Source organism: Undibacterium sp. 5I1 (assembly GCF_034314085.1).
GTDB lineage: Bacteria > Pseudomonadota > Gammaproteobacteria > Burkholderiales > Burkholderiaceae_D > Undibacterium.
The window spans coordinates 3,672,818-3,692,066 of sequence record NZ_JAVIWI010000001.1 but is presented as its reverse complement, the minus strand read 5'-3'; the positions used below and the strand labels follow the sequence as shown (position 1 = coordinate 3,692,066).

Annotated in this window: 16 protein-coding genes and 1 pseudogene; 9 read left to right on the top strand and 8 right to left on the bottom strand. The window is 47.8% G+C overall.

Features of this window, described 5'->3' with window-relative positions:
* Positions 1–161: 161 nt before the first annotated feature.
* Both RGU72_RS16160 and RGU72_RS16155 read left to right on the top strand, forming a co-directional pair.
* Positions 162–1,631, top strand: coding sequence for a nitrilase-related carbon-nitrogen hydrolase (locus RGU72_RS16160; protein WP_322120709.1), 1,470 nt, complete (start codon positions 162–164; stop codon positions 1,629–1,631).
* A 358-nt stretch (positions 1,632–1,989) separates the two neighbouring features.
* Positions 1,990–2,385 carry a hypothetical protein gene (locus RGU72_RS16155; protein WP_322120708.1) on the top strand — a complete coding sequence of 132 codons (396 nt, stop codon included), beginning with the start codon at positions 1,990–1,992 and terminating at the stop codon, positions 2,383–2,385.
* Between the two features lie 97 nt (positions 2,386–2,482).
* Here RGU72_RS16155 and RGU72_RS16150 read toward each other — a convergent pair whose 3' ends face one another.
* Positions 2,483–3,712, bottom strand: coding sequence for a GIN domain-containing protein (locus RGU72_RS16150; protein WP_322120707.1), 1,230 nt, complete (start codon positions 3,710–3,712; stop codon positions 2,483–2,485).
* 319 nt (positions 3,713–4,031) lie between these two features.
* Between RGU72_RS16150 and RGU72_RS16145 the strand changes: the two genes are divergently transcribed.
* The 4 genes from RGU72_RS16145 (at position 4,032) to RGU72_RS16130 (ending at position 9,109) form a co-directional block, all read left to right on the top strand.
* Positions 4,032–5,150 (top strand): GNAT family N-acetyltransferase, encoded by a 1,119-nt coding sequence (locus tag RGU72_RS16145; protein ID WP_322120706.1) that lies wholly within the window; start codon positions 4,032–4,034, stop codon positions 5,148–5,150.
* A 715-nt stretch (positions 5,151–5,865) separates the two neighbouring features.
* On the top strand, positions 5,866–6,306 hold the full coding sequence (locus tag RGU72_RS16140) for a GNAT family N-acetyltransferase (RefSeq protein WP_322120705.1): 441 nt from the start codon (positions 5,866–5,868) through the stop codon (positions 6,304–6,306).
* A gap of 743 nt (positions 6,307–7,049) precedes the next feature.
* On the top strand, positions 7,050–7,364 hold the full coding sequence (locus RGU72_RS16135; RefSeq protein ID WP_322120704.1) for a metal-sensing transcriptional repressor: 315 nt from the start codon (positions 7,050–7,052) through the stop codon (positions 7,362–7,364).
* Between the two features lie 95 nt (positions 7,365–7,459).
* Positions 7,460–9,109 (top strand): M28 family peptidase, encoded by a 1,650-nt coding sequence (locus tag RGU72_RS16130; RefSeq protein ID WP_322120703.1) that lies wholly within the window; start codon positions 7,460–7,462, stop codon positions 9,107–9,109.
* Positions 9,110–9,204: 95 nt separating this feature from the next.
* Here the strand turns inward: RGU72_RS16130 and RGU72_RS16125 are convergent, their stop codons facing one another.
* From RGU72_RS16125 to RGU72_RS16105, 5 genes and pseudogenes are all read right to left on the bottom strand, one after another.
* Positions 9,205–9,603, bottom strand: coding sequence for a hypothetical protein (locus tag RGU72_RS16125; RefSeq protein ID WP_322120702.1), 399 nt, complete (start codon positions 9,601–9,603; stop codon positions 9,205–9,207).
* A 126-nt stretch (positions 9,604–9,729) separates the two neighbouring features.
* Positions 9,730–11,121 (bottom strand): annotated as a pseudogene (gene creD / locus RGU72_RS16120) (cell envelope integrity protein CreD).
* Between the two features lie 183 nt (positions 11,122–11,304).
* Positions 11,305–12,735 (bottom strand): two-component system sensor histidine kinase CreC, encoded by a 1,431-nt coding sequence (creC, locus tag RGU72_RS16115; protein WP_322120701.1) that lies wholly within the window; start codon positions 12,733–12,735, stop codon positions 11,305–11,307.
* Positions 12,732–13,451, bottom strand: coding sequence for a two-component system response regulator CreB (creB, locus tag RGU72_RS16110; protein WP_322120700.1), 720 nt, complete (start codon positions 13,449–13,451; stop codon positions 12,732–12,734). The genes creC and creB overlap by 4 nt, the downstream gene beginning before the upstream one ends.
* Positions 13,452–13,554: 103 nt before the next feature.
* A complete protein-coding gene (locus RGU72_RS16105; RefSeq protein ID WP_322120699.1) occupies positions 13,555–14,556 on the bottom strand; it encodes a type II secretion system F family protein in 1,002 nt (333 codons plus the stop codon).
* A gap of 410 nt (positions 14,557–14,966) precedes the next feature.
* Here RGU72_RS16105 and RGU72_RS16100 point away from each other — a divergent pair, with 410 nt between their 5' ends.
* The 3 genes from RGU72_RS16100 to RGU72_RS16090 all read left to right on the top strand — a co-directional run bounded on the left by RGU72_RS16100 (position 14,967) and on the right by RGU72_RS16090 (position 17,724).
* Positions 14,967–15,692, top strand: a complete 726-nt coding sequence (locus RGU72_RS16100) for a TetR/AcrR family transcriptional regulator (RefSeq protein WP_322120698.1) — start codon at positions 14,967–14,969, stop codon at positions 15,690–15,692.
* Positions 15,692–17,107: an AarF/ABC1/UbiB kinase family protein gene (locus tag RGU72_RS16095; RefSeq protein WP_322120697.1), complete on the top strand. Its 1,416-nt coding sequence runs from the start codon at positions 15,692–15,694 to the stop codon at positions 17,105–17,107. Before RGU72_RS16100 ends, RGU72_RS16095 begins: the two co-directional genes overlap by 1 nt.
* A gap of 74 nt (positions 17,108–17,181) precedes the next feature.
* The gene (locus RGU72_RS16090) at positions 17,182–17,724 is read left to right on the top strand and encodes a DUF2867 domain-containing protein (RefSeq protein WP_322120696.1); all 543 of its coding nucleotides are present in this window, start codon (positions 17,182–17,184) and stop codon (positions 17,722–17,724) included.
* Positions 17,725–17,881: 157 nt separating this feature from the next.
* On the opposite strand, the gene RGU72_RS16085 is transcribed toward RGU72_RS16090, so the two are convergent.
* Both RGU72_RS16085 and RGU72_RS16080 read right to left on the bottom strand, forming a co-directional pair.
* The gene (locus RGU72_RS16085; protein ID WP_322120695.1) at positions 17,882–18,415 is read right to left on the bottom strand and encodes a PaaI family thioesterase; all 534 of its coding nucleotides are present in this window, start codon (positions 18,413–18,415) and stop codon (positions 17,882–17,884) included.
* Positions 18,412–18,876, bottom strand: coding sequence for a PaaI family thioesterase (locus RGU72_RS16080; RefSeq protein WP_322120694.1), 465 nt, complete (start codon positions 18,874–18,876; stop codon positions 18,412–18,414). The genes RGU72_RS16085 and RGU72_RS16080 overlap by 4 nt, the downstream gene beginning before the upstream one ends.
* Positions 18,877–19,249: the final 373 nt, after the last annotated feature.

Sequence of the window (19,249 nt, the reverse complement as noted above, 5' to 3'; positions counted from 1 at the left end):
ATTAGCCTAGGGTGAGATTGATAGAGATCGGCTGATGTTTAGTCAATACAGACATAAGCCTAGGTTATTATAAAGTTAATTTTTTATCCAGCATTTGTCACTACTGTGTTTAATTAATGCGGGACACTACCAACTCCCAAAAGTTTTTTGAAAGAAATATAATGCAATCCCTGTTCAGATTGATCGCCAAATCATCAATTCGAAGCTTCATTCTTCAGTTTAGCGCTGCGCTACTGATCGGTTTTATGCTGCGTTTTGTAGTCAATTTAACGCCTGTCTGGTGGCTGGTATGGATTGCGCCAGTACCTTTGTTGGTCATCGCTTTGCTCTCCAATAAGCGGGATACTTTCTGGATAAGTACCGTAGCCATTTTGTTTGGTCTAAGCAGTAACCTGCACTACTACCAGTTGGTTATGCCAGCGCCAATTGCTCTGCTGGTGATATTGGCACAAAGCTGGCTTTGGGTATTCGTCATCATGACCACGCGGCGTCTTGTGCTGCGTTACCAATCATGGTGGACGGTGCTGGTCTATCCCGTGGTGTGGTCTGCCGTAGATACCTTAATGGCGCATTTTTTACCCGATGGTAATTGGGGCAGTCTTGCTTATTCGCAGGCAGAATTTTTACCAATACTGCAAGTGACTTCCTTGTTTGGTGTGGCAGGCTTATTGTTTTTGCTGGCATTATTTCCATCCGCCATTGCGCTTGCTTTTGTGTATGGCAGGCGTTTGCACCATGCGCCTTGGGCATATGGGTTAACGACCTTGCTCTTGATCACCACTTTTACATATGGCGAATTCCGCTTGCAAGCTCCGTCCGGCACGCAGCAAGTTGTGTTTGGATTGGTCAGTATTGACGATGCCATCGGCCTGCAAGCAAGTGCGACCTATGCCGCCCACATTTGGCAACAATACGACCAGCATGTCGCAACACTGGCAGCACAGGGCGCGACGATTATCGTTTTACCAGAGAAAATCGCGATGCTGACGCCCGCCAATGCAGAACAATTAAAACGCCATTTAAGTTCGCTCGCTAAAGAACACCACGTCTGGATAACAGCAGGCAGTGCGATTGACAACGGATCAACACGTAGCAATCTGGCCTGGATGTTTTCACCATTAGGCATACTCACTAATAGCTACCAAAAACAACACATGGCACCACCAGAACGTGATTACGCCACCGGAGTCGACTATGAGACGAAGGTGATCGACGCTACGTTATACGGCCTCGCTATTTGCAAAGACATGCATTTTGCAAGTCTGGGTCGCGCCTATGCGGAGAGAAACGTTGGCGTAATGTTAGTACCCGCCTGGGACTTTTACTTTGACCAATGGATCGCGTCCAGAATGACGCTCACCCGCGGGGTAGAAAGTGGCTACGTCGTTGTGCGCTCTGCACGCGACGGCTTGATAACAGTAAGTGATGCCTATGGTCGGGTGCTTGCAGAAAAACCTAGTAGCGGCATGCCGGGACAAACACTGTTCGTCAAAACAAACATAGCTGCGCGCTTAACTACTTTATATTCGACTATCGGTGATCTGTTTGGCTGGCTCTGTGTGCTTTGTGCCGTGGTTGCAGGTACCGTATTAATCTGGGATCGCCAATCAGGCAGCAAAAAATCAAACTAGCATATTTAGTTGATTTGCCGGATGATGCCGTTTAGCAAACACTAAATGGCGTTTTCTGCACCAGTTCTCTTCTATGCAGGACTTACGCAGATTTATCTGGGCAAGACGCAAGGGGAAAGGTTTTACCTAAGTCTTACTATGAATTTTTGTTATCTTTTTTAAACCGAGAATTTCCATTACGATTTGAGCTGATGGCGGAGGCAGTTTTGATGCGAGTTTGTTATAAATAAGACGCTCATAACGAGCCATGAGCAACGAAGAGCGTCAAAAATGACCGAAAATGCGCCGTCAGCACTCAAGTAGCACCTCTTGTGCACATAATGGAAAATCTCGGTTAACCTAAATACAAACTACCTCAATGACAAATATCCCCGACTTTCCAGAACATGCCTGGGTTTCCTTAGAAACACCGCAAGATGTGGAGGCATGGATGGATTTGCAAAATCGTGAATTACAAGAAGCCATAGGAACAATTTCTACCTATTCCACAAGTAGCGGTCAGGGTATTGCCTTACGTTTGGCTTTGGGCGGCGATGTGTTTATTCACACTAACTCAGACGGAGATGTTTTATTGGACGTGACGCCAGAAGCTGATTGGGTCATTCCGGTGATCAGCGCGGTGACACAGATCAGCACTCCACGGGGGCAAGTCTGGATTTTGCCAGCACATGTACTGACGCAACTGATACTGGGCTTGAATAGTTTGATTGCCTCAAGCTGGCTGGTGCTGGGGCATAAGTTCAGAATGAAATAGCCATTGGTCTGAGCTAAGTAAAAAATAAAGGGTGTAGTTTTTATGACTGCACCCTTTTGACTTTTTGCTGCGTTGTTACTGCATTACTAATCTAGTGTTAGCGCACTACGCCATCTTTATCAACCTTAACAATACGTGAATTGCTACTGTCGCTGCTGCCGTTAGCGGCGTTTTGCTTCACATTCACCTCTGCCACACCGGTACCGCTGGCGCTGATCTTGGCGCGTTCTACTAACAAACTGCTGGCGTTTAAATCACCGCTGCCATGCAATTTGGCGCTGAGCAATTTGCCTTGACCAGATAGTTCTACGCTACCGGTGCCGTCCATGACAATTTCAATCTGCTGTGTTTTTATGTCGCTAGCCTCCAGATCGCCAGAACCGAGTAAGTCTATTTTTAATGTATCCGAAACGCTGTTTGATCGCATATTGCCTGTACCATGACCAGTGAATTGCGCTTTGTCGGATCGTAAATTACTAGCGTCAAAATCACCCGAGCCGTTGACCACAACATCCAGATCGGTGGTTGTGCCATCTAAGGTCAAGCTACCACTGCCGCCCATACGGACTTTGGTACCAGCGGCTTTTAATCCACGAACTTCCATATCGCCAGAGCCATTAATTTCGGCCGAGAACTGCTTGATATCGCCAGTAATAGAAACATCGCCCGATCCCCGGATCGTGGCATTAACCGCAGCCACCTTCAGGTCGTTCGCGTCCAGATCACCGGAACCATTGGTCTGTGACTGCAATTCTTCTGTGACGGTACCTAGTTTTAAGTTGCCAGAACCATTGATCTGGGCATGTGCTTTAGCGACCTGTAATTGACTTACGTCCATATCACCGCTGCCATTAATATTGGCTTGCAGCTCGCCGACAGTACCGTTGGCACGTACATCGCCAGAACCATTAATCGCCAATTCTAATTTGTCGCCTTTAAATCGATCTAGAACCAGATCACCGCTACCGTTGACTTTAATGCGGTTAAGTTTGCTCGCGGCGACCTTAACGGTCAACTGAGTCGGCGTAAAGTTGGTCGATAAATGAATAATCGTTTTACTCTTTGAGCGTATATATAAAGTATTGCCAGTGACGACGGTTTCAACTTCCTTAACGAGTTTTTCGTTACCGACGATCTCTAAGGCTGGCCCGCCCTCTGCGGTGACGACAACATCATAAGGACCTGTCATATCGATTTCAGTAAATTCAGCGACATCGCGCTTTTCCTGAATGACCGGCCCATTGTTAGCAGCGTTGGTGTTGTCACTAAATTCCACATTGCAGCCACCCAGAGCGAGTAGCAAAATTAAACTTGTGCGCTTTAACATGATGTCTCTTTGGTAGAAAGATGGAAAGATGCCAGCATACGGCAGCTATTTGATAAAAGAAAACTTCTTGAGACAGAATGCGTATGGGCAGGGATAAAATGCCAATCAAGCAGACCTGTGGAAACTCGGTTGATATTATTACCCGGCCAAGCGCCTTCTTCAACAGCAGACTAAACACCGGTACTAGCATCAGCGATGCTACACTTAATGGTATCAACGAATCAAAACCCTGAGAACTTACAACAAGCATTCGATCAATATGCAGGGTCACATTGTGCTCAGATATGTTTTTTTAGAAGTTCCACTTACCCTTATTTAGATGAAATACAAGCTCATACACGGTAAAGAACTTGATGCAGCATTAATTGCACGCTGGCTGCAAATACGAGATGGCTCGACTCAAGATCAAAATTCAAGCCAAAACCAGGCTCAAAGCACCTACCAAAGTCCCTATTATCATCCGACATTTACACAGATTGCCGCAGGCATCAGGGACGATACGCGGATTGTGGTTTGTGAAGATGCGGGACAAATCGTTGGCGTGTTGCCATTCCATCGTCTATCAAAATATCAGGCGCGCTCCGTCGGCTTGTTCTTAGCCGATTATCAAGGGCCAATCACAGATAACGGTATCCAGCTTTCGCCAAAAACGTTATTGCAAGCGATGGGCGTGCGCTATATGGGCTTTGACCACATGCCGCAAAGCCGGACGGATTTTAAGCCCTATGCCTGGGCGCATAGCCGCTCGCAAGTGCTGGACCTCGAGGGTGGATTTGAAGTATATGCCGACAAACTGGCGTTGCTGCAAAACGTGAAACAAGCGGGCGTCCTAAAAACCATCAAGCAGATGGAACGAAAAGTAGCGCGTGAAAAAGGTGAGTTGCGTTTTACCATGCAAAGCACAAGCGACCATGATTTTGCCCAGCTTTTACAAGGTAAATCCGAGCAATTTAATCGCACTTTAGGCGAAGGGCACGATACCTTTGCGATCCCTTGGGTGCGGCAAATGCTGGATTCTCTCCGCGCTCACGACGGCTCTGATTTCGGCGGACTACTCTCTACCTTGCATGTCGGTGATGAGCTTGTCGCAGCGCATTTTGGGCTGCGCTCCGGCGGGGTTTTACACTTCTGGTTCCCTTGGTACCGGGTGGATTATGCCGTCTACTCAGTCGGTCTGATCTTACTAAAAGAATGTGCCAGCCATGTACAAAGTTTAGGCATTTCAAGCATAGATCTGGGACGTGGAGAACAAGCCTACAAAACCCGGTTTGCGACCAGTAGCGTTGCTTTATGCGAAGGCGCGATTGCCAATCCCGATCTGATACGGAAAGCGCGCATCAGCTACCTGCGCACCCGCTGGGCAGTGCGCGACTCCTGGCTAGGACATAAACTCAAAGCACTCAAAAGTGCCGCTAAAACCAGTAAGCAAAGCGACTAAGATCGCTCAGATGCTGAGGGTGCGTCATACGCACCAATGATGAAAAAACGATGAGCTTAAAAAGAAACATTACCATATGAATCGGTGCGCATAGCGCACCCTTGCTGTTGATAAGCTGTAATGCTTAAAGCGTTCACGCACTTGGTCAAATAAACGCGATTTTACAGGCGTGATGTTTTTGTCCATTTGGTTATACTGTGTATTTAATCAGTATAACCAAATATAGCTAATGCTCATCAGCGTTTCAAGGGATGTAGAGCAAGCTTGTTATTTTTCTTCCGTCGGTTATTATTGCAAAATGAAAATTAAATCACGTTAGGCTTCCAAAAGCATGGCACTATCGATACGTCGTAAACGCATCAACACCGTTCTCGGTCTTCTGCTTCTCGGCGGCCTCGTCTACATGTTCTGGCCTTTCGTTGTGGGGCGCGGCCAGATGCAAACCTTCTGTGCATCGCTTCCAAACGGTGCCTCTCTGGCTCAGGTTCAAGAGCTAGTATCTGCCCGTGGCTATCGCGTCACATCGCTCATTGATGGTCACGCGTTCGTTTACGACACGCGGTCAATGGCACGGTTCAATTGAGCGTTGCAGTTTGGTAGCAATGGTCTCGTGTCAGCGCTATATGCTGACAATCCGTAGGCCTAACATCTCGTTCAAGGCGGACGGCTTCGCCGCCGCTTAACTCCAGCGTTAGGCTGAACAGAAGGGGGCATCGTGGTCTGTATTGAACCCGCTAACACGAACCATTTTGCAGAAGTTCTCGCATGGCTCAAGACTGAAAAGGAGCTAGGCGGAACGGGGTTCTACTGCAACAGGAACGTTATTGAAAAATCGTTTGCTTCCGGCGAGGGGTTTTGCGCCATCGCAGAAGGAAAAGTCATCGGCTTTGCTGTCTTCCAAATGTTCACAGATGGCGGTGACGTTCACATTATTGAAGTGGAACGATCCGCTAGAGGTCAAGGGTTTGGCTCTAAGTTGCTGCTTGCGGCGGTGGAAACGCTGCGTGGGCTCGGAGCCAAGTACGTCCACGTTGAGTGCACGTCCGCCAAAGGAGAGGCTCTTTGTCGTCTTCACGGATTTGAAACTTACGTTGATCCTCGTAACTACCGCAGTGAATGGGACAATCCACTGCTAAGGCACTATCTCTCCGAGTAGAGACCTCGACCACCAAACCCATGGGCATAGTGCAGCCTAACACTGCGGTCAAGGCAGCTCCCTTCGGTCGCTGGACGCTGCACGATAAAGCTCCGCGCAGCCAGCGTAGGTGCGATTAGCACAGCGTAATCGTACGCATGCAAACCTGACTGATTACTTAAAACTGAGATCTAAGCCATGCGCAACTATCGCCGTGTACTCGCTTCCTGCTGCACATGCTAACGACTAACATGCGTACGATTACGCGGACTTATTAGTACCTATTTCCTTCGGCAGAAACTTGGTGTTGCTGCAATGGAAAACTAATAAGTCACTCAAGCGCAGTGCAAGAAATAGCTCGCAAGGCCGACATTACCTTTTTTATACACCGCTTGCAGCCAAACAAATACGTTGTCCTTCGACACATTTTTCATCACCTAACTGGTTACGTTGCCGACCTTCAGGCTGTCTTGCCAGCGAAGATCGGTGCGTCACTCGCACCAATGATGGAATAGCGAACGGCTTAGAAAGTGAATATATTCGGTGAAGCGGTACGCCGTGTAAACGGACGCAAGCTACGCTTGCTGTTGTTTTGCCTCACGTCTGTCTGGTATCTGCCTACTTTATAAGCAAAAAAAACGCTAATTTCCGCTTATTTAAGCCGAATTGATTGCACTTCAGGATTTAAATGTTGTACGATACTCAGTAGGGTATAAGTATATTTATTGTAATCCCCCAATTTAATTCATCACAGGAGCAACACCATGGCAGATACTCCCCCGCTAAAGATCGTTCAAGGCACAGCATTAACCGACCAACAGAAAAAAGATTTGTTGCATAGACTGGCGCGGGTAGAAGGTCAGTTACGTGGCATCCAAAAGCTGATCGCCAAAGCCGCTGAGCCTGATGATTGTGATGGTATTGCACAACAAATGTCCGCAGCACGCAAAGCTCTGGATCGCTCTTTCGTGACATTGCTGACTAGCTCGATGCTGACACATTCTGAAAAATCTGCGAGTGTAGAAGAAGCTCATGCACGTGCAAAACATCTGGCTGCATTCCTGGATAAATTCGCCTAAAAATGTTAGCAGACCCTATCGGTCTGCAACAAAAATTAAGCCGCAATTAAGCAGCAAGAAAATAGCAACACAATAGAAAACGCCACGAGGTTTTAATGATCAATTTTAAATTCCCCGTGGCGTTTTTGCGCGCGGGTTTATGCAGCACAACGCTTGTCGTCTTATCCATAACAGCGATCTCCACCCAGGCACAAACAATCAAAGAAGCGCCCTTACGCGCCCATCTGGCTTTTCTGGCAGATGATTTACTGGAAGGTCGCGGCACCGGCCAGCGCGGTGGCGATCTAGCGGTGCGTTATCTGGAAACCCAAGCCGCCGCCATTGGCTTAAAACCCTTATCCGGCAACACTTATCGCCAATCCGTGCCCTTAGTAGGCGTCACCGCCCAGCCCACTAGCAGCCTGCAGTTTGAGGTTAGTGGCAAGATCATGAAAACCGAATTTGGCACGCAAGCGGTGTACGGCACGGGTGGCAACCAAAGCAATATCGCTTTTAACGCACCCGTGGTTTTTGTAGGCTACGGCATCCGCTCTGAAGAAGAACGTTGGAACGACTATAAAAACGTCGATGTCAAAGGCAAGTTGCTGATCATGATGGTCAACGATCCGCAACCCACCGCCGAGGAACCAAACCGTTTTGGCGGAAAATCGCTCACTTACTACGGCCGCTGGACATATAAATACGAACAAGCTTTGCGCGAAGGTGCCTCAGGCGTTTTGCTGATCCACACTACGCCGTCAGCCTCCTATGGCTGGAGCGTGCCGGTGAATAGTTTTAGTCACGAACGCTTCCATCTGGACGGTGCTGGCAATCCGATTGAAGGCTGGCTGCATGACGATACCGCCAAAGCCTTGTTTAGCGCTGCGGGTCAAGATCTGGATGCCTTGCGCGCCAAAGCAGAGAGCCGTGATTTCCAACCGGTCATCATCAACGCAATAGCACAAGTGGATTTGAAAACTACTGTGCGTAAGGTAGAACAATTCAACGTCGTCGGCATGGTGCCGGGTACCGATCCCAAGCTGAAAGAAGAAGCCGTGATCTATTCCGCTCACTGGGACCATCTGGGCAAGATCGCCGCCTCCGGCACTGAAAAAGCAGATCACATCTGGAACGGTGCAATTGATAATGCCTCCGGTGCGGCCTCACTGATCGCCATGGCACAAGCCGCGGTTGAGCACCCTGCCCGTCGTACTTTGATTTTTTTATGGCCTTGCGCTGAAGAGCAATACTTGCTGGGCAGCGCTGCCTATGTCAAAAACCCGCTATGGCCGCTGGCAAAAACTAGTGCTGATTTAAATCTGGACAGTATGAACTTTGTCGGCAAAACACTGGATATCGGCGTGGCTGGCAGCGAGCACAGCAGCCTGAACCAAACCGCCGCCGTGGTTGCCAAAAAAATGGGCATGCATCTGGCACCGCGAGTGCCAGATTTATCAGGAAGTTTTTTCCGCGCAGATCACTTCAACTTCGCCCGTGCTGGCATACCGGCATTCAACGTAGGCTCTGCCGTTTTCTCGGGCGACGGACATTTTGAATTTGAAAAAAATGATCAAGTCTCGAATAGCGTCATGCATAACTTCACCAAACACTACCATCAAGAAACTGACCGCTACGACCCTAACTGGGATTTATCCGGCATGGTGCAGCAGGCACAATTTACGCTGAATCTTGGTTATGCGGTGGCAAACGCCGCTGGCATGGCGACATGGAAAACAGGCGATGCGTTTAGTGAAATAAAGCGTTAGAGGTCAAGTTTTAAAGTCGTCGCCAACGTAGTGGCAATTTAATCTTCAATTTGAACACCAGCACGTGTAACCAATCTTGTGCTGGTGTTTCATATTTAGGACTTACGCAAAACCGCCATCAAAAAACAAGCGCCAAACAATCCGAAAAATAAATCCGACAGCGTGTCTGAAACGCCTAAGTTCATTTTCGTACCCAAAATTACATCTGACAAATACTCCCAAAATTCCCAGACGACAGCGGTTACCGTCGTCAAGCTCAATGGCAGAATAAGTTGAATTATTCTGGGAATCGGCTCGATAAAGACTTGCGAATAGCTCGCTGTAATCAAATAAAAATAAGTAATAGCCATGCCCCCAAAAAAATGTGTAGGCATGTCTAACCACGGATAAATAAGATAAGCATTAAAGCCTTTTGCTACAATAGCGTAAAACGCAAAGACACTCAACGGTGCCCATGCTGCATGCCGGAAAGAGCGAAGTAACCAGATTTTCATTTTCAATCCCATATTTAAGTGGGGGAGAGGTCCAATAAAAACGGACTTGCTGGCATGAAATTGCCTGTTAAGCCTTATAAATATTGGACCTCTTATTTTTGAACTTCTCTTTTGATCTTCAGACAATTAGCCAGGTATCACCACAGAAGATTTACCCAACTGATACCAGTCAACTTTGCGAGTAATCACCATGATCGCTGAGAGTACGCTGAACAATAAAATGCTACCCATAATTAGCGCATTACTTTCTGATTGCAGCAGGCCAAATAAGACGCCGTACAGCAAGGTCAGGCCGCTGCCAAATCCCATGCCGCGCTTCCAGCTGCGTAAAACATGGCTCAGATAAAAACCGATCAGTAAAATGCAAGCACCGCTCGCCAGCAGATAGGAATGTACAAAACTCATATGCTCCGACAAGCTCACCAGCAATAAAAAGAACACGGTGAGTGCCAGACCAACCAAGGTGTATTGCACCGGATGAATTGGTAATTGCTTGAGCACTTCAAACAAAAAGAAAGCGGCAAACGTCAGCGCCACAAACAACAGGCCCTATTTGATCGCTCTATCCGCTTGAGAATACACATTAACTGGCTCAATAAAAGCGACGCTAAAACTATCTAAAAAGGCCGTTAAGCTTGTATTGCCATAGGCTGCATTTTGTCCGGTCGACGTACCTGCTTCGCGCATGCCCATTTGTTGTTGTGCACTGCTGGATAGGGCCGATATATTCCATGTGGCAACAAATCCGTTTTGATCTATCTTGCGATCTTTGGGCGAAGGTAAAAAGCGGCCGCCAAATTGAGGATGAGGCCATTTAGACGCAATACTGATTTGATTATTCTTCGCAATCGGGACAAAGCACATACGCTCAATACCGTCAATCGCCAGATCCAGACTAAATTTGATTGCCTCTGGCGTTTGTAACTCCATCACATCCAGCGGCGCATGCAAACCCGTTTGTAGTGAACGTAGCTTGCTCTCTTGTTTAAATTCATAATATTTCTCGCCCCAGTTTAATCTTGGAAAATTATGTAAGCCGCGTGTATCGCTCAAACCAAGTGAGATGTAAGGTGTTCCCATTTTGATGTGTGACGCAAGTTTATCTTTGGGTAGACTCTCCAGCAATGGCAATACAAAATCGCCAGAGATTGCATGTTGACCGCTGTAGACCAGTACCTTGTGGATGCCGCGATAACGACGATCTGTGTCGATCACCCCTTTGATATTCAGAGTGTTGGGATAGACAAATACTTGATGAGCCAACGAATATTTGCGCACCACCGATTTTTTAGTCGCCACATCAATTTCTTCTTCCTCATACATTTCGCTATAAGGTAAGGTCAGTACAGGCCCCAATAAAGTTTGTTCGCTGACAGAATCGGCTGCAATACTTCTGACTGCGTCATCACGAAAGCGCATCCGCTCGGCAATGGTCGATTCGATCATCATGAGAGGTACGCCAATCAACAGCATCAAAACAACGACGATAATGGCCTTGAAGAGTAAAGTTTTTTGCATAGAAGACTCTGGGTTGAGGGAGTTGCTACTGTAAAAAACTTGTGTGCGTTATTGATGCGTTTTGTGTGAAGTGAAAAATGAATTCTTTATATCTTTTCATTCAATTAGATATTTAATGCCTAAGTGCGGACTTTCGGTAATTAGCTAATGTGATATCTAAAGCGATGTATTGCTATTACAAAATTAATGCAAGTATTGATCTGGAAAACTCAAACAAGCACAAACCCCACCATCAGTACGATTGCTGACAGTCACGCTCCCGCCATGTAATAAAGCAACCTCACGTACAAACGGTAAACCTAAGCCTGTACTCTTGGCTGCATCTGGTCTTTCCAATGAATAAAATCGCTCAAAAATGCGTGCCATAGCGTAGTCAGGTATGCCTGCACCATGATCTTTTACTTGGATTTGTATCGTCTCTTTTTGTTGGCTGACATCAATAATGATAGTGCTACCAGAAGGAGAAAAAGCGATGGCGTTATCGAGCAAATTACCGATAGCCTGGCGCAATAGTAGGGCATCGCCCATTACGGTGATTGCGGGCACATCTAACCTCAATTGCAGTAATTTTTCCGTCAGACGGGTGCTGGCATCCGCCTGCACTTGTGTTATCAGATCGGGTAAATCAATCTTGCTGACACTATCGAGTATCTGCTGTTTTTCAATTTTGATCAGGGCTAATAGTTTGTCGATCAGTTGCTTCTGACGTTGGTTTTGTTCGATGATATTGCGCAAAAAATGCTGTCGGTCTGCTTCTGGCATTGTTTCTGTTAGCAGTTCGGCCGAACCTTGTATGGCGGCAATCGGGCTTTTTAATTCGTGCGCCAGAGTGTGCATCAGTTGTTCTACATATTGTTTGCCTTCCAGCTTGTTACGCATGGATTCTAAGGCGCGGCCAAGGGCACCGATTTCGTTATCTCCCAGTTTTGGCAGGCTGACTTTTTCGTCGTTTTCTACGCTGCTAGCGTAGCGTTGTAATGTGCGTAAAGAATGGCTGAGCCAGAACGAGAATCCTATGCCGATCAGTAAAGAGCCTAGAATCAGCCAGCCACTGCGGCGCAAAATCTTACGTTGACTACGTTCGATAAATGGTGTGATGGTAGAGATGGGTTTAGCGACTGTGAGTGCTCCAATAATGCGTCCGCCGTCCAAAATAGGCGCCGCAACATGCATTACGTTGGAATTGTTATCTGCCGGATCAGCGAGCGTATTACGCGCACCGTATTTGCCCTGCAAAGTCAGGTACACATCATTCCAGCGCGAATAGTCTTTGCCGACATCTTTATTGTCCGAGTCAAACACGACGATGCCATGGATATCCGTAATATAAATACGATAATCCAGCGTTGCTTTCTGGACGCCGCTGATGTTGACATCGACACTACGATGTACATGGTTCTGTAATCTGCCGATTAAGGCAGCGTGCGGCAAATCGCCAGCTTTGACATCTTCGGCCACTAGCTGCGCCAGCAATTGTGCGGTATCGACTAAGGTATCTTCCAGTGTCGCACGGACACCGGGTTTGACTTCTTCTACAAACACATTTAGTACAAACCATGCCGCAAGACCGACGACTAAAAAGTAGCCGAATAGTATTCGTAACCCGATTTTCATAGGCTTGAAAAGCTATAACCCATGCCACGATGGGTTTGTATCGGATCATCTTCTGGGGCGATCAGGCGCAGCTTGGCGCGCACCGACTTCACATGCGCATCGACCGTACGCTCTAAGGTATCGCTGGCGTCTGTCCAGACCATATCCATCAACTGCGCACGAGAAAATAATTGCCCCGGATGATCGATAAAGGTTTTTAACAGCAGGTATTCATAGCGAGTGAGAGGGAGACTTTGACCGAGATACATAATCCGCCCTTCTGCTGGTCGCACTTGAAAACGGTCGGTATGATTCTGTGTGCCGCTCTCTTTGAGGATTTGTGTATGACCCGCTTCCAGACGGCGCAACACGGCACGGATGCGGGCTACTAGCTCCCTTGGTGAAAATGGTTTTGTGACGTAATCATCTGCGCCCATTTCTAGCCCCACGATGCGGTCAATTTCATCACTGCGCGCAGTTAAAAAAATCACCGGTATGTTGGAAGATTGGTTTGAAAACTGGCGCAAGCGGCGGCAGACATCGAAGCCGCTCATGTCGGGCAAGCCGATATCCAGCACGATCAAAGCGGGTGCGGGTGAATTTGGCGAGGATAATAAATCCAACGCATTTTGCCCCAAAGTGACGTGGTGTGGCGTAAAGCCATCGGTGGCGAGCGCATAGGCTACATTGTCAGCAATCGCTTTTTCGTCTTCAACAATGAGGATAGATCTGGACATAAGCCTTCAATATAAATAAGTATGACGATGTAGCGGACTTGACGCAGTATTCTGTAAAAAGAGACTTACGTCGTGACAAGCTGATGCTAAGTGCAGCCCAAGTTCATGCTAGGTCTTTGGGTACGTTGGGCATAAACGCTTTGCTTTGTAAAATGCTATACGCCATCCACAGCATGATTGCGCCGTACACAATCCGTGGCGCCCAATCGGCCGCCTGTTGCTGGAAATGTGACAAAGACGCCGTCTCCATCGCGGCGTGGCGTAACAGCATTTCTGGCAAAGTACCGCTAGCTTCACCAGTCTGGACCAGACTAATCACTTGCGGATTGCCGATATAAATACAATTTTCTAGCGCATAGGCGAGGGTAGCGCCTTGCTGCATGCTGGCAAGAATCCTGGCAAAGTCTGCCCGTATCAATTGATTGCTGATGGTCTTAAAGGCTTTGGGCAATGCCTCAAACATCGGCAGACCTGCTTCCAGCATCAAGCCCAGACTTTCAAAAAAATCTCTGGCATTGCGCCGCACATGCATCGCGCCAAATAAGGGGATTTTGGTTAGCGTTTTTTCTATGCATTCACGCAGTGGTGATGCTGATGCAGTTTGCAGCCAGTGGTGGAATTTTTTAAAACACACAGCGCCTATGCCGATTGCCAGAAATGGCCGCACTACGCTCCAGACATAGCCTCCGCCTGTCAGGCTGCCTGCCACTAAGGCGGGTAGAGGTTGGATCAATAACGATAAACCTAAAATCATCAGCGGCAGTTTTAAGCGTGATTTAACCGCTTTGCTGAGACGATCTTTTTCGGTGTACGTATCGGCCAGCCGCCGGTACATCGTTGCGGGACTACCTGCGCTGGTAGCGGCGCGGAGCAAATGCACCTCCAGATCGCTGAATAAACCTGACTGTTGTCCGGCTACCGGAATATCTTTGCCACGCGCCAGCAGTTTGCGCATCGCAACGACCCGGCTTTGCGCTGGTGCCGGCAATTCCAGCAAGCCATACGCTTTGTCGGTAGGCAAGCCGGCTTTTTCCATCGCGGCTAAGTGCGTGTACAAATTGGCGCGGACGGCAAAGCTGAGCGGTTTAAGTTGTAGGCTGGGCATAGCCGCATTTTAGTGGAAAGACGTTGAACAGGATGGGATTGTTGTGTCAGATTTGAGGATTGCCCAAGGCGGCTAGCAAAACTACGCACTTTTCGCATCGTTATTTGGCAAGCCTGGCTCACAAATTAAATATACTCCCATCAAGTATATTTAATTGTCCAAGTAAAGTCTGGACAATAGGCCATATTTTACAAAAATGGTGGGGAGTATATTAAAAATACTGGGATTTTTATGTAATCACAAACATCATGGATGATTCTTTTACGCGTTTAAATGTCTTGGAGCAGTTCACTTTGCCTGGCATTTATGCATACAAACTCTCTTTAAATCATCATTTTATTGCACTTTTAAAATACTTAATATACATTGAGTGCACTAATAATTGAATTTAACGATAGTTAATCTCCAAAATGAAAACATCTAAGTCCCAGCAAGAGCAAACCCGTCGCCATGTCATACGGACTGCGGTCGATATGATTACCGAGCATGGTTATGAGGCGACGACCATGAAGCAGATCGCGCGCGAGGCTGGGATTGGTGATGCGACGATTTATAAATATTTCCCCAGCAAAGAGAAACTGCTGCTGGCGTATTACGAGTTGTGCATAGAAATAGTCTTGGAACTGACGCTAGAAACGCCTGGTCTGGAGCAGTTTGGTCTGCAAGAACGTTTGCAGCGATTGGTTGATGCCTTACTGGAGTTGTTGCTGGCGGACCGAGAATTTGTTGAAATCACGCGCACCATCGTTGGTAAATCGCCGCTGTTGATGATGCGCGACAACATGCCCGGGCAGCAGGCATTGCGGGAGCAGGTGGTCAAGTTTATCGACGCGGCGGAGCAGAGCGGTGAGATTGCCGCCTGTGATTTTAAAAATTTATTGGGTGGTCTATTTGCCGATTATTTGTTTGCGGTGATTGCTTATTGGCTGAAGGACGAATCCGAAGAATTTTCTGATACCACGCAGTTAGTCGATCTGACCTTGGCGGTGTTGGTGCTGGCCTTAAAGAGTGGCGTGGTCAATAAGCTGTCAGAACTGGCGGGATTCTTAATCCGCAATCAGTTATCACGCCTGATGCAAAACGGCTCAGGTTTACTAGACATGTTGAAGCTGGCCAAACGTGGTCTTGGTGCGTGATGAATAACACGCCACCAACCAGCAAGCTCAGTCGCAGCGCCATCAGTGGTTTAGCCCTAGCGCATGCCGGCATTAACCATGTCGGGCATAAAGCACGCCAGCTGACCCGCGATGAACAACAGCAAGCAGCAGCAAAAGATCAGCATGAAGCCGAGTTAGGGCGGATTTTATTTAAAGCCTTAAATCAGTTGAAAGGTACTGCCTTAAAAATCTCGCAGTTGTTGAGTATGGAAGCCAACTTTTTGCCAGAAGGCATACGACGTGAACTGGCAAAAGGCTGTTACCAGGTGACGCCGCTCAACCGCGCTTTGGTGCATAAAGTATTTACCCGCGAATTTGGGCAAGCGCCCGAACACCTGTTTGCGCACTTCGATCCGGTATCGTTTGCTGCTGCGAGTTTGGGACAAGTGCATCATGCCAGCTTGGCAGATGGTCAGGCGCTGGCAGTGAAGGTCCAATATCCGGGCATCGCTGCCTCAGTCAGCAGCGACATCCGCATGCTAAGCGGTCTCTTGCACACGATGGCATTTGGTTCTGATCTAGTCCCTCGCAAAGAATTGTTAGATAGCATCATGAGCGAGCTGGAACATAAGCTCGGCGAAGAACTCGATTATGAACACGAGGCAGCACAATTGCGCTGGTTTGGTGAGCGCGTACGCTTGCCCGGGATTGTGATCCCGGCTGTCGTAGCAAGCCATTCTAGCCAGCGGGTTTTGAGCATGCAAAAGCTGGACGGTCTGCATCTTGACCAGTGGCTGACCACTAATCCTAGTCAGGCTCAGCGCGATCACTATGGTCAATTATTGTTCGACTGGTTCTGGCATAGCGTTTGTGATTTGGGTCGCTTGCATGCCGATCCCCATCCTGGTAATTTTTTGTTTATGGCAGATGGTCAGTTAGGCGTCATTGATTTTGGCTGTACCAAATCAATCTCAACCGGGTTTTGTACATCGATGGCTAAAGCATGGCGAGGGCTGCTGGACGCGGGTGCAGTTTCTAACTCATTTTCAGGCTCAAGCTTAAACACAGACAAAAATACAAATCCAAACTCGGCAGCCTCTTTTGCTGCCGTACACCAGGCATATATCGAGCTTGGCTTAATACGACCTGAGTTGAGTTTGCATGATTGCGAAACGCTGTTACTACCTGCTGCTGCAGCTTTGATTGACTGGCAACTAGAGCCTTTCACAGTGCAGCAGTTTGATTTCAAAAACAAAACACCATACCCCGCACCCGATACTGACCATGGCAAAACCTTGGTGAAATTAGCCTTAGGCTACCATGAAGATATGCCCTATTTTGATCGTGCTTACATGGGCATGATGCACATGCTGTACAAAATCGGCGCGGTGGTAGATACCAGCAATCCTTGGCTTAATGCTGACACAGAAAGTCGATACTGTCGAAGCGCTTAGTCGCTCCGCATAAATCCTAGATTGCCGCAATACGGATTGTTTATCTTTCAGGTTTTCTCATACGGGAGTTCATCATGCAATGTGCCTACCAGCAGGTTGTTGCCAGTCCCTTGCCCGAGCAATCGCGCATCACCCACCTGTACGATCAGCCGGATCTGGCAGACGCGTACTCGGTACGACTACCGCCAGATGCCAGTGACGATCCAGAAGTGCTGGCGCGCTTTGTCCTCTCGCAACAAGCGCCATGGGCACATCAATTGATGCGCTTACGTGATGTATTGGTCGCTGGCTTTGGCATCAAAACTTCTCAGCAGCTAGTAGAGTCATCTGACAAAGATGTCAGGCGGATTTATATCTTCAAAATCTATGAAAAAAGTAGCAATGAAATTGTGCTGGGAGAAAACGACAAGCACTTAGATTTTAGATTGTCTGTGATGTTGCAATCTCAGCCAAATCATCCCGAGCCAGTACGCTATCTAACGATCTCAACCGTGGTCCATTGTCACAATCATCTGGGGCGAGCTTATCTCAGATTGATTGCCCCTTTCCATCGCCTGATTGTGAAATCTTATTTACTCCGTGCGGCAGGTTTTGGCTGGCCACTGCAGAATGCTTAGTTAATTAATCAGCTCTACCAAATGCTGCCGGTTAGCATGTGCCGGATAAGTCTCTGGCAGGATTGCTGTTGTGGCGTGAAAATCGTTCGTCGCCATCAGTTACCAGAACTGTTTGACAATGTTTACAGCAGAAGTGATGGTGCCGCTCATGAGCTAATCAAGGCAAAGGAAAAATCAAACAAGTCGTCGTTGCATGTGCATACACCTTGCCTAAAGAATCTACGATACGGCCTTCGGCAGTACCGACTTGTCGTCCGACCTGAATGACCTTACCCTCAGCGCGTACCGGTCCAGTTTTATCTGTCAGTGCGCGGATCAGATTGACTTTGATTTCTAGCGTGGTATAGCCTATCCCTTTGGGTAGCATCGATTGCACTGCGCAGCCAACGGCAGAATCAAGCAGGGTACAGAAGTAGCCGCCATGCACACTGCCCAGCGGATTGTAATGCTGACGGCCAGGCGTGCCCTGGAACACGATACGTCCTGCTTCGCCTTCGACCGGAAAAAAATCCATAGTCTCGCCGATATGTGGTCGTGGTAACTCGCCGTTGAGGATGCCTTGCAAAAACTCTAATCCACTGAATTGCTTCATCTGCTCCAGCGGCACAACCCCAGTTAGCTGCAGTCTGGCGCGGATTTCAACTTCTTTTGCCAGCCATTGTTGTAAGACCGGGTTGCTGAGATCGCTCATTTTACTTCCTTAGGAAATAACACCATTTGTGTACAACGGAACAGCGCGATGGTTTTGCCCTGATGGCTGACAGTCGCGTCCCAGACTTGGGTCGTGCGCCCGACATGGACGGCGGTGGCGACGACTTCTACAATGCCATCGCGTGCTGTGCCGAGGTGATTGGATTTGAGTTCTATCGTGGTGAAGCTACTCGCGCCGGCTGGCAAGTTGTTGATGCAGCCGTAGCCGCAAGCGGTGTCTGCCAGGGTGACGACGCTGCCCGCATGTAAAAAGCCGTTAGGTGCCATTAGCGACGGAACGACAGTCAATTCAGCACGTACGGTTTTGCCTTCTAATTCTGTGATGCGGATACCCAAATGCCCTGGCAAAAATTGACTACCGAATTGGTTCAGACTGTCTGCTGTTAAGCTGCTAGCTGATGTACTTGGTGTGGCTGATGTTGTGCTTGGTATGCTATTCATATCGATGCAGTAATAAGATCAAGGTTAGGTGACGCAATGAGCAGATGCAATTAAGCAAACGTAAGTCCACAAGCTGACAAAGATGGTTTAACCCGGACTGAACCCGCTTAACTTTGTTATTTCGACTTTGTTATTTTGACTTTACTATTATAAAGGCGTCCACTGTGACTGGTTTAGTTGAGATTTAAGCGACAGAAAATGAGCAAATTTGTGGTGCTTACCACACCGCAAAGTATCAAAGTGCAATGCAGCAATTTTTGACGTAATATGATTAACAGATATCGACGTTGTGGCAATCAACAAAAATCTCTTAATGAAAGAATAAGCTTAAGTGATTTGATTACCATAGCTTGTTCGAAACTATTTATCTGAT